Genomic DNA, 20370 nt, shown 5'->3' with positions numbered 1-20370 from the left:
TAAGTCGAGGGCTTAACTTTACTGGCCTGTCCAAGAATTTGAGCGTAAGCGAAAAATGATTGGATAACAGGCCGTATGCGAAAACGTCCCAAGAATCAAGCCTGCAAGGCGCAGATGATTGGCTGACGTTGACCGCTAAGAACTAAAATGTTCGACATTCTTCTGTATAGTTTTGAGTGGACATGGTTCATTCAATCAAATATCTGGTGACGCTGGCTATGTGGTTCCACCTGTTCCCATACCGAACACAGTAGTTAAGCACATATACGCCGAAAGTACTTGTCTGGAGACGGACTGGGAGGATAGGGAGTTGCCAGTTTTATATCCGGTGATGTTGCCTGCATGGTTCCACCTGTTCCCATACCGAACAAAGTAGTTAAGCATGCAGAGGCCGAAAGTACTTGCCTGGAGACGGGCTGGGAGGATAGGAAATTGCCGGTTGTGATTCCTCGATAGCTCAGTCGGTAGAGCACCTGACTGTTAATCAGGCTGTCGCAGGTTCGAATCCTGCTCGAGGAGCCATTTTGTTAATACCCTGGGGTGATTGGGGTATAGCCAAGTCGGTTAAGGCACGGGACTTTGACTCCCGCATCCGCTGGTTCGAGTCCAGCTACCCCAGCCAGATACGGTTCACTAGCTCAGTTGGTAGAGCACCTGACTTTTAATCAGGGTGTCCCGGGTTCGAATCCCGGGTGAGCCACCATTTTTTAGATATCCACTTGATTGTATTGGCGCGTTGGTCAAGCGGTTAAGACACCGCCCTTTCACGGCGGCTTCATGGGTTCGAATCCCATACGCGTCACCATTTCATCATGACTCACTAGCTCAACTGGCAGAGCAACTGACTCTTAATCAGTAGGTTCACGGTTCGATTCCGTGGTGGGTCACCATTTCATGGGCGATTAGCTCAGCTGGGAGAGCGCTTGCCTTACAAGCAAGATGTCAGCAGTTCGATCCTGTTATCGCCCACCATATTACGGCCCGGTAGTTTAGTTGGTTAGAATGCCGCCCTGTCACGGCGGAGGTCAGGGGTTCAAGTCCCCTTCGGGTCGCCATTTTGATTATAACACCGTAAGGTGTTATCTATATATAAGCAACTTGTGAAAATGCCTCTGTAGCTCAGTTGGTAGAGCAGGGGACTGAAAATCCCCGTGTCAGTGGTTCGATTCCGCTCGGAGGCACCATTTTTTCAAGCTGGTGTAGCTCAATTGGTAGAGCAGCTGACTTGTAATCAGCAGGTTGGGGGTTCAATTCCTCTCGCCAGCTCCACTTGCTTTTTATGCGGGTGTAGCTCAATGGTAGAGCTCCAGCCTTCCAAGCTGATCACGTGGGTTCGATTCCCATCACCCGCTCCAATTTAGATAATGTTACTGCCGGGGTGGCGGAACTGGCAGACGCAACGGACTTAAAATCCGTCGGTTGGAGACAACCGTACCGGTTCGATTCCGGTCCTCGGCACCACCATTTTAGTTACACAACAATCAAATAGTTATTATGCGGACGTGGCGGAATCGGCAGACGCGCTAGTTTCAGGTACTAGTGGTGGTGACATCGTGGAGGTTCAAGTCCTCTCGTCCGCACCATATATTGACACATTGATTATATGCGGTTGTGGCGGAATTGGCAGACGCGCTACTTTGAGGGGGTAGTGTTCACAAGACGTATGGGTTCAAGTCCCATCAACCGCACCATTTTCTTTCATGTGTTTTCTAATTACATATCATGCGGATGTGGCGGAATCGGCAGACGCGCTAGTTTCAGGTACTAGTGGTAGTGATATCGTGGAGGTTCAAGTCCTCTCATCCGCACCATGTTCTCGCGGTCGTGGCGGAATTGGCAGACGCGCTACTTTGAGGGGGTAGTGTTCACAAGACGTATGGGTTCAAGTCCCATCGACCGCACCATTTGGATTGTAAGCTCAGACAGTTGTCTGGGCTTTTCTTGTATATCTGGAAAGAGGTGGATAGTATGTGGTGGAAGCGTGTTATCGGGCTAGTCATGCTGGTGTATTTCTGCCTGCCGGGACTGGTGGCCAGAGCAGCGGAGGTCGGGCGTGCGGATCTCTATCTGGCGACAAGCCTGATCTCGATGGCTTCGTACAGCGATGAGATGAATATCCTGACCCGCCAGTGGCTGCAGGGGATCGGCTGGACGTTCGAGTCGCAGGAAAACATCAACAGCATAGCAGAGGGCAGGTTCTATCTGGCCTCGCGTGAGCTGCCAGACCAGACGGAGATGTATATCCTGGTCTTTCCGGGCACAGAGCGTCTGAAAGACGCGGAGGTCGATCTGCGTCTTTCTCGCGTATATTTTGCTGGCAACAATCCCGATGCCTTCCAAGCGGCAGCAACGGAAGGCGGGCACAGCGGGGCAGATCCGCTGGTACATCAAGGCTTCAACGATTACACACGCGTGGCCTTGTTCCAGAAAAAGCTGCCTGCCTTTGGTGATGCGACCGCTGGCGAGGTCATTGCAGGCCTGCTCAGGGAAAATCCCAAGGCAGTACTCTATCTGACGGGCCATAGCCTCGGGGGGGCCGTGGCTACCTTGACGGCTGCGCGGCTGGCTGATATGGGGGTGCGGCCAGAGCAGCTGCAGGTCGTGACCTTTGGTGCGCCGGCCGTAGGAAATCATGCTTTTGCGCGCGCCTATGAGCATAAGATGAACCTGACGCGGGTAGTCATCGATGGGGATCCGGTCAAGAGCGTGCTGCAATCGCTATCGGGGGGCTTTGTACAGTTTGGCCAGCGTGTCACTTGGGAGAAGAACCATAACTCCGAGCGGTTTGCCCATGATATGGTCGTTTACCTTGACCAGGCCCTGCGCAATTATCAGGATACCTATCCCTTTGAGGAGAACCCATCAGCGGTGCTGGCTGGCCAGGCCAAGCAGCTGGATGGCGGCCTTTATGTGCCTCCGGTCCAATTTGAGGTCGATGACCATATCGTTGCAGATCAGCCGTATATGCAGCGTGTCATGCGCCGGATGCTGCAGATGAGCTATGCGCCGGTGGTATTTGCGCCAGCGCAGCAGGCTGGCACGTTTGCCAGCTGGCAGGCACTGGCAGAACAAGCTGGCTGCCGCTACATCTTGCTGGAACGGCTGCAAGCCAAGCGCATCCGTGAGGAACGCTATGCGTTCCGCCTGTCACTGGAGGAGGAGCTGTATGACAGTCAGGGGAATCTCTTGACCATGCAGTCGGTGAGTGCAACGACCCACGGCCTCACGCCAATCGAGGTGGCTGGGTATCTCCAATACAGGGCCGCAGCACAGCGGGATCTTTATCTGCATTGAGGCTGATTGATATAGTATGCAGAATACATAAAAGAATCTGAAAACTCTATTGACATTCAGGCCGCTATCGGTTATAGTATAAGTAAGCTCAAAGGAAGAAGTTCAGAGCTTCCCGCGAGCGGCCGGCATGTCAATAACAAAAGGGAGGAGATTCCGATGGGCCGGTAAGAACCCCATGGGAGATTGTACATGGAAAAAGAATTACATCATGAAAATAGCCGCCAGTGGTGACGAGAAAGCCGCTGGTGGTTATTTTCTGTTAGTAGTCATTGTTCATTTGGTGTATGTTATTTCAGGAGGAGCAGATTCATGGAGAAAGCAAAGGTGTATTTTACGGATTTCCGCGTGCAGGTTGGTCAGAGCATCCTGACGAAGCTCAAGACACTCTGCCTGGCGGCAGGAATCAGGGAGATTGACATGGAAGGCAAGTTTGTCGCCATCAAGATGCATTTCGGCGAACTGGGCAATATGGCTTTCCTGCGTCCGCAGTATGCAAAGGTCATTGCAGACATCGTCAAGGAGCAAGGCGGTGTCCCCTTCCTTACGGACTGCAATACGCTTTATCCGGGCAGCCGCAAGCATGCACTGGAGCATATGGACTGTGCGAATCTCAACGGCTTCAATCCGACGACGACGGGCTGCCAGATCATCATCGGCGATGGTCTCAAGGGCACGGATGATGTTGAGGTACCGGTGAAGAACGGTGAGATCGTCAAGGCGGCCAAGATCGGCCGGGCGGTGATGGATGCCGACGTGTTCATCAGCCTGGCCCATTTCAAGGGCCATGAGATGACGGGCTTTGGCGGTGCCATCAAGAATATCGGCATGGGCTGTGGCAGCCGGGCCGGCAAGATGGAGCAGCATTCCTCGGGCAAATGCGTTGTGAATGAAGACCGTTGCCGCAACTGCCATAAGTGCGCCAAGGAATGTGGTTCTGATGCCATCAGCTTCGCTACGGGCAAGGCGCATATCGATCCGGAGCTCTGCAAGGGCTGCGGCCGCTGCATCGGGGCGTGCAGTTTCTCGGCTATCCGCAATGAGCAGTGGGATGCCGGGGATCTGCTCGACAAGAAGATGGCAGAGTATGCACAGGCTGTCGTACAGGATCGTCCGTGCTTCCATATCAATCTGGCCATGGATATTTCTCCGAACTGTGACTGCCATGGCGAGAACGATGCGGCTATCCTGCCGAATATCGGCATGTTTGCGTCCTTCGACCCGATTGCGCTTGACCAGGCCTGTGTAGATGCCTGCCAGAAGGCGACGCCGATTGCCAACAGCCAGCTGGGCGATCATCTGGCACAGCCGGATTGGCATCATCACCATGATGTCTTCCTGGACAGCAACCCGAATGTGCATTGGAAAGAAACCTTGGAGCATGGCGAGAAGATCGGCATCGGCACGCGGGAGTATGAGCTGGTGACATTGAAATAAGCATGAAAAAAACAGCCTCGCCAGGAGGCTGTTTTTGTGCTCATTTGTCCTTGTTCTTGTCGCGCACATCCATCCAGTGGAGCCGATGGCCTTTGGTGCGCTTGGAAGTACCGAGCTCCTTGCTGAGTTCTTTCATGCGCTCACGCGATTTTGCGATCTCGTTCGAATTGCGGATTGCCTTGTTGAGCAGTGCGGCACACTCTGGGCAATAAAGACCATGGGATATGGGCTTCCGGCAGCGGCTGCAGGGATAGAGGACCTGCCCGCCGTTGGCGAAGAACTGGCCCCGCTGTACCATGGTAGAAACGAGCTTGAAGGTAGCCCCCGTTTCCTTACAGATTTTCTTGATGGTCGAATGAGGGTGTTCACGGACGTATTCGATGACGATTTTCTCATCCTCGCGCTGCTTTTCATAGCATTTGGAGCAGACCGTCAGATTGCCAGTATTGTCGACGAACACCTTGCCGCATTCCTCGCAGTTGCGGAGTGTAGGTTTTTTCTTCATGATCATGGGAAAACCTCCTTCCTTGGAGCCGCAGGGGCTATTTGAGATACGAAATATTATTATTTCTATTATAGCATGAATCCGATGAATATGCGAATGAACTGAATGAAATAAGAGGCAGGAATTTTACTGCAGGATGGCGAATTATATTATATAACTATGGGCTGATATGCCAGGAAAGAATGGGGAAAACATGATTGTATTATCAGAACTAGCAGCAATCCTGCCAGCTGAGCAGGAAGTCGAAGTAAAGGACTATCAAGGCCAGGCCGCAGGGATTCCCGAAAAGTATCTGTGCCTGCCAGTGGGCAGCATGCATACGCAGGCGGCGACCTTGGTCATCGAGATAGCTGATGTGGACAAGCTGTCGATCGAGGAGATGTGCTCGTTGCTGTTCACGGGCAAGGGCAAGGAGTCGGAGCTTTTCCGGCGGCGTTTTTCAGACGAGGGTTGACACGGCAGAGAAAAGTACAGGTGGAAGCAGATGAAGATTGCAGCAACAGATTTTGATGGGACGCTATGTCCCATCGGCGAACCGATTCCGGCCGAGAACATCAAGGCCATCAAGGCCTGGCAGGCCGCTGGCCATAAATTCGGCATTGCGACGGGACGGGGGCTCACGCTTATCCGCGAGGCCTTGGCACGGTATGCGGACTGGCAGCCGGATTTCCTCGTCTGCAACAATGGCGCTGTTTCCGTTGATGGCGCAGGGAAGATGATACATTGCCAGGCTATTGCGCCGGAGGTCCTGCAGGGTGTGCTCGCTATGCCGATCATGCAGGAGGAAAGCCATTCGCTGCTGGTCTTTACGGCTCGCAGCGTGCGCAGTATCCGTCCGAACCCGGACATCCCGGCCGGGCTGGTGCCGCCAATCACGACGGCCGAGGCACTGGCGCTGCCGGATGTCGTGCAGCTCAGCATCAAGCTGGCAACGCCTGCGGAAGCACAGCAGGTATGCGATGCGATACGGACAGTTTATCCGAGCCTGGGCGGCAATATCAACCGCAGCTATCTTGACATCAATGCCGTCGAAGCGGACAAGGGCTGGGGCCTGCAGCAGATGCTGGCTGACAGTGGCTGGCAGGGCAGTGAGCTGCTGGTCATCGGCGATGACAAGAACGATCTGCCGATGATCGAGCGGTTCGCGGGCTTCACTGTGGCGACGGCCAAGCCTTTCATGCATGAAGCCGCAAGCAAAGTATATCCGACAGTGGGTGCGATGCTGCTGGCGAATATGTGATGGATAACAGAAAAGAACCGGCAGCCATAAGCATCTTGCTTTGGCTGCCGGTTCTTTTTCATTCAGGAATCATTCTTTATGTTCGCCTGGGATATCCTTGATGGCATCTGCTCCGCGCTGGCCCGTGCGGATGCGGACGGCATCGGACAGCTCCGTGACGAAGATCTTGCCATCGCCGTAGCTGCCGGTACGCAGCACCTTCTGGGCAGTGTCGAGGACTTTCTCGACCGGTACTTCACAGATGACCGTTTCGATCTTTATCTTCGGGACAAGGTTGATGTCGTATTTCTTGCCGCGGTAGACTTCCTCGTGGCCTTTCTGCAGGCCGCAGCCGAATACCTGGCTGACGGTCATGCCGAGGACGCCGATCTCATTGAGGGCCTGCATCAGATCATCAAGCTTGCTGGAACGGGTGATGATTTCAATCTTGGTAATTTTCATGATGTCACCTTAGCCTTTCTGCGTGTTGATGTTCATGACCGTATTGGCGAGCATCTCACTCGAATCCTCAAAGCTGCCGAGCATCGGGCTGCCAGCCATGACCGAACGGCCATAGCCGCGCTCGCCGTGTTCGACGATGTCGAGCCCCGTGAGTTCCTCGGCTTCCGAAGCACGCGTTTCCATGAAGGAGGCGACGACTTTGTAGAGGACATAGGTACCGGCAACAGCCAGTGCATAGGCGACGACAATCGAGATCAGCTGGGCGATGAACAGATGGGAATCGCCGTAGAGCAGGCCGTTGGCACCGTCTGGATTGATTTCAGTCGTGGCCCAGAGACCAGTGGCAACAGCACCCCAGGTACCGCCGATACCATGGACGCCAAAGGCATCAAGCGCATCGTCATAGCCGAGTTTTTCCTTGAGGACGGCGACGGCGAAGAAGCAGACAACACCGCCGACAAGACCGATGATGACCGATGGCAGCGGCGCAACGAAGCCAGCTGCCGGCGTGATGGCGACGAGACCAGCGACGCAGCCCGAGGCAGCGCCGAGGATGGTCGGCTTGCCATTGAATCTCCATTCGACGAGCACCCAGGAAACCGTAGCAGCAGCGGCAGCAGCCTGAGACGTGACAAAGGCATTGGCCGCGAGGGCATTGGCCCCGAGGGCACTGCCGGCGTTGAAGCCGAACCAGCCGAACCAGAGCAGCGTAGCACCGAGAACGGTCATCGGCAGGTTGTGCGGGATCATGGCGGTGCGGCCATAGCCCTTGCGTTTGCCTAAGAGGATGCAGAGCGTGAGGCCGGAGACACCGGAGAGGATATGGATGACAAGACCACCAGCGAAGTCAAGAGCACCGAGTTCGGCGAGGAAGCCGCCACCCCATACCCAGTGAGCCATCGGGTTGTAGATGAGGATGGCCCAGAGCAGGATGAAGACAGCAAAGGCAGCGAACTTCATGCGCTCTGCGAATGCACCGGTGATAAGTGCCGGTGTGATGACGGCGAACATGCACTGGAAAGCGACGAAGGCCAGCTCGGGAATCGTGCCGTTCTCGAGGACATTCATGCCGACACCGGCCAGGCCAATCTTGTCGAGGCTGCCGATGAAGCCGTTGATGTCAGTGCCGAAGGTCATGGCATAGCCGATGAGCACCCATTCGACGGAAATCATGGCGACGATGAAGAAACTCTGCATGATCGTCGTCAGTACGTTCTTGCTGCGGACCATGCCACCGTAGAAGAAGGCAAGTCCAGGGGTCATGATGAAGACCAGGGCTGCACTGATGAGGACCCAGGCCGTATCTCCCGTATCAATCATGGAAATCAGTCCTTTCTGAATGAAAAAGATGATAGCGAAAAGCAAAAAAGACGCCGCACAGCTCCAGCGTGAGAGCTGTGAGACGCCTTTGTCTCTGGCTGCATGCCGGCGTGGGCCAGCATGCATTTTTATGATATTTGACAGACCACCAACAGGTAAAAGGACAGAAAAGCCCCGCAGGATCCGGTACCTTGATCCTGCGGGGCATCGTTGCCTCGTATCTGTTGATGGCTTTTATTATAGTCAGTCGTCATTGACCTGTCAATATCGTGGATTGATGTATACAAGGATACAGAAAACGGACAGGTGCGGCTCACGGATGGATGGCCTGGCTCCAGGCATCTGCAAGCATATCCATGCGCCAGCGGGCATTGGCAGGGCTCGTCGAGGGCAGGAAGTGGAAGGCGATATCCGTGCGGTGCAGAAGCTCCTTGTTATAGCGCTGGAAGGTCTGGGCGGATTTGCCGCCATTGCAGCAGATGGTCCTGATGCGTGGATATTCCTGCAGCAGGGCAGTGAAATCATTGCCCTGCACATTCTTTATGGCAGAATCAAGGCTGCCTGTGCGTTCGCAGCTGCCGATGGCATCCCAGAGCGCAATATGATGGCTCAGCAGCATCTGCAAGCGCTGCTGGTAATCTGCCGGTGCCGCAGGCTCATTGAGCAAGCGCGCCATCAGCGGCCAGAAGCGGTTCTGGGGATGGGCGTAGTATTGCTGCTGCTGGAGCGAAGTGACGCCGGGCATGGAGCCTAATATCAAGGTATGGCAGTTCTTGTCGATGCTGGGCGGAAAGCCGGTACAGTTCATGGTAGTCCCTCCTGAGGTCGTTTCTTCTATTCTAGCATTGCTGCTGGGAAAAAGGAATGCAGGAAAAAGGCTTGACACTGACGTTTTTTTTGCTATAATTGAATCAACAAATGAATTATTGTTCATATATTAATAAAACTGATTGAGGTGAGTGGAATGAATAAAAAGCAGCGACGGAATCTGATCCGCATTGTAGTGGCAGCGGCCATGCTGGCAGCTCTGGCCTATGCGCCGCTGGCGGGAATGCCACGCTTTGCGGCCTATCTGGTGCCATATCTGGTGGTGGGCTATGATGTACTGGCCAAGGCCTTCAAGGGACTGCGGAACCGGCAGGCCTTTGATGAGAGCCTGCTCATGGGGATCGCGACAATCGGTGCGATGGCATTGGCGGTCTATGAGGATGGCGACTATACGGAGGGCATCGCCGTCATGCTCTTCTATCAGGTTGGCGAATGGTTCCAGAGCTATGCGGTCGGCCGCAGCCGGCGAGACATCAGTGCCCTGATGGATATCCGGCCAGACTATGCCAACATCGAGGGCGGGAATGGGCAACTGACGAAGGTCGATCCTGATGAAGTGGAAGTCGGCACGGTGATCGTCGTCCAGCCGGGGGAGAAGGTGCCTATCGATGGCGTCGTCCTTGCAGGCACGTCGAGCCTGGATACCGTGGCCTTGACAGGCGAAAGCCTGCCGCGGGATGTTGCCCCCGGGGATGCAGTCATCAGCGGCTGCATCAATAAGAACGGGCTTCTGAAGATCCGTACGACCAAGGCGTTTGAGGAGTCGACAGCTTCGAAGATTCTGGCGCTTGTCGAGGATGCCAGCTCGCGCAAGTCGCGCTCGGAAGCCTTTATTGCCCGTTTTGCGCGTGTCTATACGCCTATCGTTGTCTATGCAGCGTTAGCATTGGCTGCTTTGCCGCCGCTGGTACAGCTGCTGCTCGGCAATGCACCAGCATGGGGGACATGGTTCTATCGTGCCTTGACCTTCCTGGTCATCAGCTGTCCCTGTGCATTGGTTATCAGCATTCCGTTGAGTTTCTTTGCCGGGCTTGGCGGGGCCAGCCGCCAGGGCGTGCTGATCAAAGGTTCGAACTATCTTGAGGCCTTGGCCGAGGTGGATACGGTGGTCTTTGACAAGACTGGTACCCTGACTAAGGGCGTGTTTGCCGTAACGGCGGTCCATCCAGAAAAGCTGGATGAACGGCAGCTGCTGCATCTGGCTGCGCATGTCGAGCGCTTCTCGACGCATCCAATCGCGGCATCTCTCAAGGCGGCGTATAGGGACGAAGCCGATGGCTGTGCGGTCGAAGATATCGAGGAGATCGCCGGTCATGGCGTGCGGGCGCGCGTCAACGGCCATTCGGTCTGCGTCGGCAATAGCCGCATGATGGCGGCTTTAGGCGCGGACTGGCACGATTGCCACCGCATAGGCACGACGGTGCATGTTGCCATCGATGGCGCATATGCGGGCCATATCGTCATTTCGGATGTGGTCAAAGAGGATGCGGCGGCAGCAATCGCGGCACTGCGTGATAATGGCATCGGCAGGACCGTCATGCTGACCGGTGATGCTGGCAAGGTAGCCGCTGAGGTGGCCGGCCGGCTGGGAATCGACCATGTGTATAGCGAACTTCTGCCAGCTGACAAGGTGGCCAAGGTCGAGGAAATGCTGGCCGCAGGCGAAGCTGGCGGCCGCGGTGGCAAGCTGGCTTTCGTGGGGGATGGCATCAATGATGCGCCCGTGCTGTCGCGGGCCGATGTCGGTATCGCCATGGGAGCGATGGGCTCAGACGCGGCCATCGCGGCGGCAGATGTCGTGCTCATGGATGACAATCCGCTGCAGATTGCCAAGGCCCAGCGCCTTGCCCGCAAGACCATGCGCATCGTGCGGCAGAATATCTGGGGCTCGATCGGCATCAAGGTACTCGTGCTGCTGCTCGGTGCTGTCGGTATCGCCAATATGTGGGCGGCCATCTTTGCTGACGTGGGTGTCATGATTCTCGCGGTGCTCAATGCGATGCGAGCCATGATACTGCCGAAGGATAGACTTGAGGATCAGAAAACCAGAAAGGAAAGTGAAACGATGAAAACCTATAAGATTGATGTCGACTGTGCCAACTGCGCCAACCTCATGGAGGAGGCCGCCAAGAATACGCCGGGAATCAAGTCGGCAGTGGTCAACTTCATGGCACTCAAGATGAAAGTGGAGTTTGAGGAAGGATATGAACCGCAGGCCGTCATGGAGCAGGTTCGTGAGAACTGCAAGAAGGTCGAAGACGACTGCGAAGTGTTTATCTGAGGATATGTCCTGAAATAAAAAGACCGCCAGCCAGGCAACGCGCATGTATGAACGTTGCCTGGTTGGCGGTCTTTTTTATATTGCAGTTTATCTGTCCGTACGTGGTTAAAACAAACTCGTTACAGCTCAGCTTGGGTGGGGGCGGGTGCACTTTTTCTCCGCTTCCGCTAAATGACCCGCGCGGCTGCTTTAGTACGTACTTAGATACATGTGCCGGGCAGGCCAGCGGCACGCCAATACATCGAATCGTTCTAGGAAGTACGTGCTGCGGGCCATCTCTCACTGCGTTCGGGCAAATCGCTCCCGCTGCGAAGAAAGTGTACCCGCCCCCGCCCTCTGCTACGTTTGGATAAGCCTGCTTTGTTCCGGCAATAGGTTACGAATTACATCGATGTGCTTGTTACTAGAGAAACGGTTCGTACAAACCTGCTCATGCGGATGATAGGGGCGAACGGGGTAGTGCTTCTTTCTATCTGGAGCGACTGTCCTAGGCACAGAATGATACGCACTAACGTATTAGCAGGTTGAGATTCATTTGGACTATTGCTGAAACGAAGCCGCCGGGCAGGGGAGTACCATAAGCGTAACATTGATGGTTTGCGTGAAGAAAATATTTTTTGCCTACACATTCCGTTGAAAAATTCACACCGTTCAAGCGCAGCGCGTTTGGGAACTTTTTCAATGCTTAGTTAAAGGTAAAAAATATTTTTAGCAAAGCATCTAAGTGAAGCGTTGGTACTCCCCTGCCCGGCGGCGCGGCTTTCCTCGAATAAAAACACGGTAATTTACAAATTGCAATTTGTTGTTGGTTTAAAGAAAAGCATCGATCCCCTCTTCTTGCAGGACTTGGATAAGTGGCTGCAGGGCCTCGGGGCGCAGGGCTTTTTGGCTTGTGTATTCATAGGGGCGGCCGAGTTCCTGGTATTTGTTTTCGCCGTAGGGATGGAAGGGGAGCAGCTGGCAGCGGCGGGCGCCGGCTTCGTGCAGACGGCGGGCAAAGCCATGGGCATCGTCTATGGTGTCATTGAACCCTGGGATTATGGGGATGCGGGGCAGCACATCGAGTCCTCCGGCGATGGCCGCGCGCATATTGGCAAGGGGCAGCTCGTTGGTAACGCCGGTACCCCCAAGATGCCGTTCGCTGTCCCAGTGTTTCATATCAAAGAGCAGCAGGCCGGCCAGGGGGGCAACCTGCTGGAAGACTGCAGGCTGGGCGAAGCCCGAGGTCTCGATGGCCGTATGGATGCCATTTTCGTGCAGGGCCTGCAGCAGGGCAACGGCAAAGTCTGGCTGGCTGAGGACTTCGCCGCCTGACAGGGTCACGCCGCCACCGCTTTCTTCGTAGAAGGGTAGATCCTGCAGGCAGACGGCGAGGACCTCGTCAATCGTGCGCCAGGTTCCCGTCGTTTCGGACTTGCCAGTCTTGGCTTGGTATAGCACTTCGGGGGCGAAAGACTGGCTTTCAGGGTTGGCGCACCAGCGGCAGCGCAGGGGACAGCCTTTGAAGAAAACCGTCGTGCGGACGCCGGGCCCGTCGTTGGTGCTGAATTTCTGGATATTGAAGATAAGGCCGCGCAACGCTTGGGCTGCGGATGATGATTCTGCCATGGTGCATCCTCCTTTGTGTTGTTTCTTATTTTAGCATGAAGCAGGAAGTGGAAACAAGGAAAATATTTCATTCGTAAGCATATATAGTTTCGACTTGACTGTACGATAGTGATATGTCATAATACTTACAAATGAAAGTCATCGTATTACGAGAAAAGCTGACCATAGGAAAGGATGCTGGACCATGGAACTTTTGATTGATGATGCCGACCTCAAGGCAATCGAACATATCTATGAATATTATCCGGTGGATGGTGTCACGACGAATCCATCGATCTTGGCGAAGGCCGGGCGGCCCCCTTTTGTCCTGCTCAAGGAAATCCGCGCGCTGATCGGTGAGCAGGCCCAGCTGCATGTGCAGGCTGTGGCCAAGGATGCTGCGGGCATGGTCGAAGATGCCAAGCGTATCGTGTCAGAGCTGCCAGGCAACACATATGTCAAGATTCCCTGTGTGCCCGAAGGCTTCAAGGCGATGCGCCAGCTCAAAGGGCTCGGGATACCGACGACGGGGACGGCTATCTATACGCCGCTGCAGGCATTCCTGGCTGCCAAGGCAGGTGCCGCCTATACTGCGCCCTACATCAACCGCATCGATAACTTCGGCTATGACGGCATCGCCGTGGCTGAGACGATACAGGACATCTTCGAGAAGAATCAGCTGCCGGCCAAGATACTGGCCGCCAGCTTCAAGAACTCCGAGCAGCTGCTGCGGCTTTGCCGCCGCGGTGTCGGAGCGGCGACGGCTGCTCCTGCCGTCATCGAGGGGCTGGTGAAGAATCCTGCCATCGATGCAGCTGTCGATGCGTTTGTCGAGGATTTCACGCAGCTCACGGGCCAGACGGCCATGAGCAGATTGTAAGCATAGGCGCTGACGGAAGGAGTGCAGGCTGCTATGGAAAATACGAAACTCTTTGGCAAGCTGACGCCGCGCATGCAGGCGTTCCGCGAGGAAGTGCTGGATGAAAAGCCGTATATCGATGCCGAGCGCGCGTTGCTGGTGACAGAGGTCTATCAGAAGCATCGCGAGCAGCCGCCGGTCATGCGCCGCGCGCTGATGCTCGCGCATATCCTGGAAAAGATGACCATCTATATCGAAGACAAGACGCTGCTGGCGGGCAATCAGGCGACGAAGAACTGCAATGCGCCAATCTTCCCTGAGTATACGATGGGCTTTGTCATCGATGAGCTCGACAAGTTCGAGCAGCGCGATGGCGATGTGTTCTATATCACGGAGCAGACCAAGGCCCAGCTGCGGCAGATTGCGCCATTCTGGGAGAACAACACGCTGCGGGCCCGCGGCGGGGCACTGCTGCCCGATGAGGTCGCGGTTTTCATGGAAACAGGGCTTTTCGGCATGGAGGGGAAACTCAATGCTGGCGATGCGCATCTGGCCGTCAATTATCCGCGCATCCTCAAGGAGGGCCTGCGGGGCTATGCGGCGCGTACGCGCGCGGCCAAGGCAGCCCTTGACCTTACAGAGCCTAAGAGTGTAGACAAATACGTATTCTATAAGGCGGTACTGATCGTGCTGGAAGCCGTGCGCAATTTTGCCCGGCGTTATGCAGCCTTGGCTGAGAAAATGGCGGCGGTAGAACAAGACGGACAGCGCCGTGCTGAGCTACAGGAGATGGCGCGTATCTGCGCCAAGGTACCGTATGAGCCGGCGGGAAGTTTTTCTGAGGCGGTGCAGGCAGTCTGGTTTATCCAGCTGATTTTGCAGATCGAGTCGAATGGTCACTCGCTTTCCTATGGCCGTTTTGATCAGTATATTGCGCCGTATTATCTGCGGGATTTGCGTGCGGGAGCAATCACGAAGGAAGCAGCATTGGAGCTTTTGAGCTGTCTTTGGATCAAGACACTGACGGTGCAGAAAGTGCGCTCGCAGGCGCATACGCTCTCATCTGCTGGCAGTCCCATGTATCAGAATGTTACGATTGGCGGACAGACGCCGGACGGGCAGGATGCAGTCAATGACTTTTCCTTTGTCGTCCTGCAATCGATTGCCCAGACACGGCTGACCCAGCCGAACCTTACGGTACGCTATCATAAGAATATCAATCCGGAATTCTTTGACCGCTGCATCGAGGTGATGAAACTCGGCTTTGGCATGCCGGCTTTCAATAATGATGAAATCATCATTCCGTCTTTCATCAACTGGGGCGTGAAGCCAGAGGATGCTTATGATTACAGCGCGATTGGCTGCGTGGAGACTGCTGTGCCAGGCAAGTGGGGGTATCGCTGCACGGGCATGAGCTATCTGAACTTTCCACGTCTGCTGCTCTGTGCGATGAATGGTGGCATTGACCTCACGACTGGCCGCCGTTTTACGGAGGATTTCGGTCACTTTACAGCTATGAAGAGCTACGAAGAGCTGTTTGCGGCCTGGGACAAGACTATCCGCCAGATGACGCGCTACAGCGTCATCGTCGAAAATGCCATTGACTGTGCTTCGGAACGCGATGTGCCGGATATCCTCTGCTCGGCACTGACCGATGATTGCATTGGCCGTGGCAAGACCATCAAGGAGGGCGGTGCAATCTATGATTTCATTTCGGGTTTGCAGGTTGGCATCGCTGACATGGCTGACTCGCTGGCGGCTATCAAGAAGCTCGTCTTCGAGGAGAAACGCTTGACGCCGCAGCAGCTCTGGGATGCCCTGCTCGATGATTTCACGGCACCGGAGAACCAGCGCATCCAGGCCATGCTGCAGGAGGACGCGCCTAAATACGGCAATGATGACGACTATGTCGATGGCTTGGTCGTGGCGGCCTATGACTGCTATCTCGACGAGATCAAGAAATACCGCACGACGCGCTATGGACGCGGCCCGATTGGCGGCATCCGCTATGGCGGCACGTCATCGATTTCGGCCAATGTCGGCCAGGGGCTGGGCACGATGGCTACGCCCAACGGGCGCAAGGCCAAGGCGCCGCTGGCGGAGGGGTGCTCGCCGGAGCACAATGCCGACCGCCATGGTCCGACGGCGGTATTCAAATCCGTAGCCAAGCTGCCGACCGCCAAGATCACGGGCGGCGTGCTGCTGAACCAGAAGATGACGCCGGCGATGCTTGACAACGATACCAACAAGCAGAAACTCATGATGATCATAAAGACGTTCTTCAATCGGTTGCACGGCTATCATGTGCAGTATAATATTGTTTCGCGTGAAACGCTGCTCGATGCACAGGCGCATCCGGAAAAACATAAGGATCTGATTGTCCGCGTTGCTGGCTACAGTGCCTTTTTCCATGTACTGTCCAAGGCTACGCAGGATGACATCATCGGCCGTACGGAGCAGGCCGTCTGAAAGCAAAGCCTTCCCTGGCATTTACCGCTGGGGAAGGCTTTGTGTTATAATGAAAAACAAAACACCAAAGGATGCGATCATGTGAAACAGGAACAGACGAATCTGACGAAGACACAGCAGTTTATCGTCGATTTTTATCATAAGAATCCATTTGTGGAGTATCTGCAGGCCGAGGTTGTGCCGACTGCTGATGGTGGTGTGCAGCTGGAGCTGACCGTCGAGGCTGAGCATACGAATCTCTATGGCATCATCCACGGCGGCGTGCTGATGTCACTGGCTGATACGGCCATGGGCGCGGCAGCGCTCGCCCATAACAAGAAAGTCGTCACGATGAATCTCAGTATGGATTTCATGCATTCCGTGCCGATGACAACGCGGCTGATCGCTACAGGGGCTGTACTCCACGATGGCCGGCACACGATGACGCTTGAGAGTGATATCCGCAATGCCGATGGAAAACTGTTTGCCAAGGGGCATGGTACGTTCTATGTGCTGGGGCTTGTCGAGGAATAAGGCGGTGTGGCGTCAGGTTTGACGCTTGGCCGGCAGAGACGGTATAATATTTTTTAGATGTGTGTTGATGAATAGTTGGGAGGGGATTGCATGAGTAAGCTTACTTTAGCCAGGGCCAAGGAGATTCTGGCCAAGCATACGACCGAGGAACATCTCTTTACGCACGCAGCAGCTGTGAGTGCGGCGATGGGGGCGATGGCAGATCACTTTGGTGCTGACAAAGAGCATTGGGAGGCTGTCGGCTATCTGCATGATGTGGATTACGAAAAGTATCCCGATGAGCATTGCCACCATGTGCGGGAGCTGCTAGCGGCTGAGGATGTCGAGGAGGAGGATATCCAGACAATCATCGCCCATGGCTGGGGAATCACGACCGATGAAGTCGAGCCGTCGACGGATATCGCCAAGAGCTTGTTTGCCGTCGATGAGCTCACGGGCATCGTGCAGGCCTATGCACTCATGCGTCCCGAGAAGATGGCGGGCATGGAGCTGAAATCACTCAAGAAGAAATTCAAGGATAAGCGCTTTGCGGCTAAGTGCAGCCGCGACATCATCAAGCAGGGCATCGACATGCTGGGCATGGAGCCGGGAGCGGTCATGCAGTGCTGCATCGATGGTATGATGGCGCACAGGGAGGAGCTTGGCCTTTGATTGACGAACATGAATGGCGCAGTGTGCTGCAGGTAGCTGAGGATGGTACGTTCTCGGCGGCGGCCAAACACCTTTATGTTTCACAGCCGTCGTTGTCACAGTGCATCAAGAAAATCGAAACCGAGCTGGGCGAGCATCTCTTTGACCGCAGCCAGACGCCGCTGCAGCTGACGCCGGCCGGCGAGGTCTACGTGGACAAGGCGCGGCGCATCCAGCGGCTCAAGCAGGAGATCATCAAGGAGACCGCGGACCTTTCGGAGCTGCGCACGGGGCATCTCTGCATCGGCAGTTCGCGCACGCGCTCGTCCTGCTATCTGACCCAGCCCATCATCGACTTCCATCGCAGCTATCCGGGCATCCACTTGCAGGTATGCGAACACAGCCTGCAGGAGCTCAAGGAGGATGTGCTGGCAGGAAACGTTGATTTTGCTCTGCTCTACGAGCCGCTGCCTGATGCGAGCTTTGCGGCAATCCCGTTGCTCAAGGAGCGGACCCTGCTGGCAGTGCCAATGGATCATCCACTTGCGAAGAAATATGGCAGCAAGCAGGTATTGCCGTATCCGACCTTGTCCTTTGCGCGCCTGCATAAGGAACCCTTCATCCGGCTGCAGAGCACGCGGCGCATGTCGCGGATCTTCAGCGAACTCTGCCAGCAGACCCAGTGCGAGCCTGATGTGGTCTTTGAGGCCAACAGCATCATCGATGCGGCGGAACTTTGCACGGCGGGACTCGGCATCACGCTCGTGACCGATATGCTCGTGCGTGGTTGGCATTGGCGTAAGGCACCGTTTTTCTTTGAGCTTGAGGAGCAGGTGGAAGAGCGGCACCTCGTGGCGGCTTATGGGCGTAATCAGCATCTGTCGCATGCGGCGAAGTCATTCATTGCGCTGCTTAAACGTTGACAATATCAATAAGGAAAATGCTAGAGGCTGTGTACTTCACAGCCCTTTTTTTATTGCTATTGTTTTTTTGAATAACGAATATAAGCAGCATGTATTTCCCCGATAGCTTTTTTTTATGTAAAATAACTTTAGTTAATGGATTTTTATCCTTTGTTGTGTATTAAGGGAAGCTTTAGGAGGGGAAAATTATGTCGAAGGAGATTTCACGTCGTACCTTCATAAAAGGCGCGGCAGCAGCCGGTGTCGTACTGGCAGCTGGCTCTTACTTCACGTGGAATGGCAAGAACATTCCGGAAAAGGTCCAGAGAGGTGAGGTCACGTATGATGTCCTGATTATCGGCAGCGGTGGTGCAGGCATGCGTGCAGCATTGGCTGCGGCTGAGAACAAGAATCTCAAGGTCGCGGTCATGACGAAGCTCATTCCGACGCGTTCGGCCTCGACGATGGCCCAGGGCGGAATGAATGGTGTCACGGCGGTTACGGACACGGCAGATACGGTCGAATCGCATGTATTCGATACCATCAAGGGCGGCGACTATCTCTGCGATCAGGATGCCGTGGAATACTTTGCGGAACGTGCTGGTGCTAATATTTACGAGCTTGACTATATGGGTTATCCCTTCAACCGGCAGAAGGATGGCTGCTTCCATCAGCGCAAGATGGGCGGCCATTCGCATGCACGTGCTTCCTACTTCGAGGACCGCGCTGGCCATGCAATGGTGCACACGCTGTTCGAGCAGTGCCTGGACAAAGGCATTGATTTCATCTCCGAGTGCCAGATGCTTGAGATCAGCATGGGCGGCGAGAAGAACGACCAGCTCAACGGCGTTATCGCTATGGATATGCGCACAGGCAATCTCATCGGCGTTCCGGCTAAGGCTGTCATCATCGCGACGGGCGGCTATGGCCGTGTCTACTGGATCCGTACGTCCAATCCGTACAGCTCCACGGGTGACGGCATCGTGGCCGGCATGAATGCTGGTATCCCGTTCAAAGATCCCGAGATGGTGCAGTTCCATCCGACGGGCCTTTCGGCTAATGGTGTCCTGCTTTCCGAGTCCAGCCGTGCCGAGGGCGCGCAGCTCAAGAACAAGAATGGCGAGCGCTTCATGGCTAAATATGCACCGGAGAAGATGGAGCTGGCAACGCGTGATATCGTAGCGCGTGCTATCGCTACGGAGATCGAGGAAGGCCGCGGTATCGGCGAAGGCATCCATGCCGGCGTCTACATGGACTTCACGGTCATCCCGGCCGAGCGTATCCGCGAGCGTCTGGGACAGGTTGCTGACCTTTCCAAACGCTTCGCCGGTGTCGATATCACGAAAGAACCGGTTCCTATTGCACCGACCTGCCACTATTCCATGGGCGGCCTTGAGATGGCTGACTTCCATACGGGCGAGTCGCGCGTACCGGGCATCTATGTCGCTGGTGAGTGCAGCTGCGTATCGGTACATGGTGCAAACCGCCTCGGCGCAAACTCCCTGTCTGAGGTACTCGTCTTCGGCCATACGGCTGGCGATGGTGCAGCAGCTTACGCAAAAGATCATAATTATGCTGGCAGCCAGGACAAACTCGCTCAGGATTGCCAGAAATGGAAAGATAAATTCGAAGAAGTCACGAACCGTCCGGAAGGCTGCGGCAAGACCGTACCGGAGATCCGTGATGCCATGGTCAACACGATGTGGTACAAAGCTGGCGTATTCCGGCAGGAAGACCAGCTGAACCAGGCAACGCAGGAGCTCAAGGCTCTTGAGGAAGAGTATAAGCATTGCTATGTCGGCGACAGCTCGCATGTCTATAATACGGCTTTTGAGCAGTACGTCGAGCTCGGCAACCTGCTGCAGATCTCCCATGCCATCGTACAGGGCGCACTGGCTCGCAAAGAGAGCCGTGGCGGTCATTCCCGTCGTGACTATCCGAAACGTGATGACAAGAACTTCCTCAAACATACGCTTATCTTCAAAGATCAGAAGACGGGCGAATATCGTGCCGAGTATAAAGATGTCGTTATCACGAAATATCAGCCGAAAGAAAGGAAGTATTGAT

Annotated in this window: 16 protein-coding genes, 15 tRNA genes and 2 rRNA genes; 28 read left to right on the top strand and 5 right to left on the bottom strand. The window is 55.0% G+C overall.

Translation table 11 applies throughout. The features are described 5' to 3' along the window. Nucleotides 1–202 precede the first annotated feature (202 nt). The 19 genes from rrf (BM181_RS13205) (at nt 203) to BM181_RS13115 (ending at nt 4728) form a co-directional block, all read left to right on the top strand. Nucleotides 203–319: ribosomal RNA gene (gene rrf / locus BM181_RS13205) — 5S ribosomal RNA — on the top strand. Nucleotides 320–324: 5 nt separating this feature from the next. Continuing rightward, nucleotides 325–441, top strand: a 5S ribosomal RNA gene (gene rrf / locus BM181_RS13200). Nucleotides 442–446: 5 nt separating this feature from the next. Further along, nucleotides 447–522: transfer RNA gene (locus BM181_RS13195), tRNA-Asn, on the top strand. A 23-nt stretch (nt 523–545) separates the two neighbouring features. After that, nucleotides 546–622, top strand: a tRNA-Gln gene (locus BM181_RS13190). Between the two features lie 5 nt (nt 623–627). Next, nucleotides 628–703 (top strand) — tRNA-Lys (locus BM181_RS13185). A 27-nt stretch (nt 704–730) separates the two neighbouring features. After that, nucleotides 731–805: transfer RNA gene (locus BM181_RS13180), tRNA-Glu, on the top strand. Between the two features lie 9 nt (nt 806–814). Beyond that, nucleotides 815–890: transfer RNA gene (locus tag BM181_RS13175), tRNA-Lys, on the top strand. Nucleotides 891–896: 6 nt separating this feature from the next. Then, a tRNA-Val gene (locus BM181_RS13170) sits at nt 897–972 on the top strand. Between the two features lie 6 nt (nt 973–978). After that, nucleotides 979–1055 (top strand) — tRNA-Asp (locus BM181_RS13165). A gap of 53 nt (nt 1056–1108) precedes the next feature. Beyond that, nucleotides 1109–1184: transfer RNA gene (locus BM181_RS13160), tRNA-Phe, on the top strand. Between the two features lie 9 nt (nt 1185–1193). Then, a tRNA-Thr gene (locus BM181_RS13155) sits at nt 1194–1269 on the top strand. A gap of 12 nt (nt 1270–1281) precedes the next feature. Continuing rightward, nucleotides 1282–1355 (top strand) — tRNA-Gly (locus tag BM181_RS13150). A gap of 17 nt (nt 1356–1372) precedes the next feature. Continuing rightward, nucleotides 1373–1461, top strand: a tRNA-Leu gene (locus tag BM181_RS13145). Between the two features lie 35 nt (nt 1462–1496). Beyond that, a tRNA-Leu gene (locus tag BM181_RS13140) sits at nt 1497–1583 on the top strand. 22 nt (nt 1584–1605) lie between these two features. Next, nucleotides 1606–1691: transfer RNA gene (locus BM181_RS13135), tRNA-Leu, on the top strand. Nucleotides 1692–1724: 33 nt separating this feature from the next. Then, nucleotides 1725–1811: transfer RNA gene (locus BM181_RS13130), tRNA-Leu, on the top strand. 7 nt (nt 1812–1818) lie between these two features. Beyond that, nucleotides 1819–1904 (top strand) — tRNA-Leu (locus tag BM181_RS13125). A gap of 64 nt (nt 1905–1968) precedes the next feature. Continuing rightward, nucleotides 1969–3294, top strand: coding sequence for a lipase family protein (locus BM181_RS13120; RefSeq protein WP_075445595.1), 1326 nt, complete (start codon nt 1969–1971; stop codon nt 3292–3294). A gap of 309 nt (nt 3295–3603) precedes the next feature. Then, on the top strand, nt 3604–4728 hold the full coding sequence (locus tag BM181_RS13115) for a DUF362 domain-containing protein (protein ID WP_075445594.1): 1125 nt from the start codon (nt 3604–3606) through the stop codon (nt 4726–4728). Between the two features lie 40 nt (nt 4729–4768). Here the strand turns inward: BM181_RS13115 and BM181_RS13110 are convergent, their stop codons facing one another. Continuing rightward, a complete protein-coding gene (locus tag BM181_RS13110; RefSeq protein WP_075445593.1) occupies nt 4769–5239 on the bottom strand; it encodes a hypothetical protein in 471 nt (156 codons plus the stop codon). A 187-nt stretch (nt 5240–5426) separates the two neighbouring features. Here BM181_RS13110 and BM181_RS13105 point away from each other — a divergent pair, with 187 nt between their 5' ends. Then, nucleotides 5427–5687 carry a hypothetical protein gene (locus BM181_RS13105; protein WP_143092206.1) on the top strand — a complete coding sequence of 87 codons (261 nt, stop codon included), beginning with the start codon at nt 5427–5429 and terminating at the stop codon, nt 5685–5687. Between the two features lie 30 nt (nt 5688–5717). Next, the gene (locus BM181_RS13100; protein WP_075445591.1) at nt 5718–6473 is read left to right on the top strand and encodes an HAD hydrolase family protein; all 756 of its coding nucleotides are present in this window, start codon (nt 5718–5720) and stop codon (nt 6471–6473) included. Between the two features lie 69 nt (nt 6474–6542). Here the strand turns inward: BM181_RS13100 and BM181_RS13095 are convergent, their stop codons facing one another. The 3 genes from BM181_RS13095 to BM181_RS13085 form a co-directional block, all read right to left on the bottom strand. Beyond that, the gene (locus BM181_RS13095; protein WP_075445590.1) at nt 6543–6914 is read right to left on the bottom strand and encodes a P-II family nitrogen regulator; all 372 of its coding nucleotides are present in this window, start codon (nt 6912–6914) and stop codon (nt 6543–6545) included. A 9-nt stretch (nt 6915–6923) separates the two neighbouring features. Continuing rightward, a complete protein-coding gene (locus BM181_RS13090; RefSeq protein ID WP_143092205.1) occupies nt 6924–8234 on the bottom strand; it encodes an ammonium transporter in 1311 nt (436 codons plus the stop codon). A gap of 313 nt (nt 8235–8547) precedes the next feature. Further along, complete coding sequence (locus BM181_RS13085) at nt 8548–9042, bottom strand: DNA-deoxyinosine glycosylase (RefSeq protein ID WP_075445589.1); 495 nt, start codon at nt 9040–9042, stop codon at nt 8548–8550. 156 nt (nt 9043–9198) lie between these two features. On the opposite strand from BM181_RS13085, the gene BM181_RS13080 reads away from it, so the two are divergent. Continuing rightward, complete coding sequence (locus BM181_RS13080) at nt 9199–11343, top strand: metal-transporting ATPase (protein ID WP_075445588.1); 2145 nt, start codon at nt 9199–9201, stop codon at nt 11341–11343. 810 nt (nt 11344–12153) lie between these two features. On the opposite strand, the gene BM181_RS13075 is transcribed toward BM181_RS13080, so the two are convergent. Next, nucleotides 12154–12951, bottom strand: a complete 798-nt coding sequence (locus BM181_RS13075; RefSeq protein WP_075445587.1) for a glycyl-radical enzyme activating protein — start codon at nt 12949–12951, stop codon at nt 12154–12156. A gap of 184 nt (nt 12952–13135) precedes the next feature. Between BM181_RS13075 and BM181_RS13070 the strand changes: the two genes are divergently transcribed. The 6 genes from BM181_RS13070 (at nt 13136) to BM181_RS13045 (ending at nt 20369) form a co-directional block, all read left to right on the top strand. After that, nucleotides 13136–13810: a transaldolase family protein gene (locus BM181_RS13070; protein WP_075445586.1), complete on the top strand. Its 675-nt coding sequence runs from the start codon at nt 13136–13138 to the stop codon at nt 13808–13810. A 33-nt stretch (nt 13811–13843) separates the two neighbouring features. After that, nucleotides 13844–16258, top strand: a complete 2415-nt coding sequence (locus BM181_RS13065; RefSeq protein WP_075445585.1) for a glycyl radical protein — start codon at nt 13844–13846, stop codon at nt 16256–16258. Between the two features lie 81 nt (nt 16259–16339). Beyond that, nucleotides 16340–16771, top strand: coding sequence for a PaaI family thioesterase (locus tag BM181_RS13060; protein WP_256211389.1), 432 nt, complete (start codon nt 16340–16342; stop codon nt 16769–16771). A 90-nt stretch (nt 16772–16861) separates the two neighbouring features. Then, nucleotides 16862–17422 (top strand): HD domain-containing protein, encoded by a 561-nt coding sequence (locus tag BM181_RS13055; protein WP_075445584.1) that lies wholly within the window; start codon nt 16862–16864, stop codon nt 17420–17422. Then, entirely contained in the window at nt 17419–18324 is a 906-nt protein-coding gene (locus BM181_RS13050) for a LysR family transcriptional regulator (protein WP_075445583.1), read from the top strand. Before BM181_RS13055 ends, BM181_RS13050 begins: the two co-directional genes overlap by 4 nt. Before the next feature lie 188 nt (nt 18325–18512). Then, nucleotides 18513–20369 (top strand): FAD-binding protein, encoded by a 1857-nt coding sequence (locus tag BM181_RS13045; RefSeq protein ID WP_075445582.1) that lies wholly within the window; start codon nt 18513–18515, stop codon nt 20367–20369. The last annotated feature ends 1 nt before the right edge of the window (nt 20370 follow it).

The sequence above is a fragment of the Pseudoselenomonas ruminantium genome (assembly GCF_900113715.1).
Taxonomy (GTDB): domain Bacteria; phylum Bacillota; class Negativicutes; order Selenomonadales; family Selenomonadaceae; genus Selenomonas_A; species Selenomonas_A caprae.
Note: the sequence above shows the minus strand (reverse complement) of the source record. Positions and strands in the feature narration are given on the sequence as shown.

What these genes read in the sequence shown, in the direction of transcription:
- BM181_RS13065 (WP_075445585.1), top strand. Translation starts at nt 13,844, where the DNA reads ATGGAAAATACGAAACTCTTTGGCAAGCTGACGCCGCGCATGCAGGCG.
- BM181_RS13055 (WP_075445584.1), top strand. Translation starts at nt 16,862, where the DNA reads ATGAGTAAGCTTACTTTAGCCAGGGCCAAGGAGATTCTGGCCAAGCAT.
- BM181_RS13095 (WP_075445590.1), bottom strand. Translation starts at nt 6,914, where the DNA reads ATGAAAATTACCAAGATTGAAATCATCACCCGTTCCAGCAAGCTTGAT.
- BM181_RS13105 (WP_143092206.1), top strand. Translation starts at nt 5,427, where the DNA reads ATGATTGTATTATCAGAACTAGCAGCAATCCTGCCAGCTGAGCAGGAA.
- BM181_RS13070 (WP_075445586.1), top strand. Translation starts at nt 13,136, where the DNA reads ATGGAACTTTTGATTGATGATGCCGACCTCAAGGCAATCGAACATATC.
- BM181_RS13090 (WP_143092205.1), bottom strand. Translation starts at nt 8,234, where the DNA reads ATGATTGATACGGGAGATACGGCCTGGGTCCTCATCAGTGCAGCCCTG.
- BM181_RS13085 (WP_075445589.1), bottom strand. Translation starts at nt 9,042, where the DNA reads ATGAACTGTACCGGCTTTCCGCCCAGCATCGACAAGAACTGCCATACC.
- BM181_RS13115 (WP_075445594.1), top strand. Translation starts at nt 3,604, where the DNA reads ATGGAGAAAGCAAAGGTGTATTTTACGGATTTCCGCGTGCAGGTTGGT.
- BM181_RS13100 (WP_075445591.1), top strand. Translation starts at nt 5,718, where the DNA reads ATGAAGATTGCAGCAACAGATTTTGATGGGACGCTATGTCCCATCGGC.
- BM181_RS13120 (WP_075445595.1), top strand. Translation starts at nt 1,969, where the DNA reads ATGTGGTGGAAGCGTGTTATCGGGCTAGTCATGCTGGTGTATTTCTGC.
- BM181_RS13045 (WP_075445582.1), top strand. Translation starts at nt 18,513, where the DNA reads ATGTCGAAGGAGATTTCACGTCGTACCTTCATAAAAGGCGCGGCAGCA.
- BM181_RS13075 (WP_075445587.1), bottom strand. Translation starts at nt 12,951, where the DNA reads ATGGCAGAATCATCATCCGCAGCCCAAGCGTTGCGCGGCCTTATCTTC.
- BM181_RS13110 (WP_075445593.1), bottom strand. Translation starts at nt 5,239, where the DNA reads ATGATCATGAAGAAAAAACCTACACTCCGCAACTGCGAGGAATGCGGC.
- BM181_RS13080 (WP_075445588.1), top strand. Translation starts at nt 9,199, where the DNA reads ATGAATAAAAAGCAGCGACGGAATCTGATCCGCATTGTAGTGGCAGCG.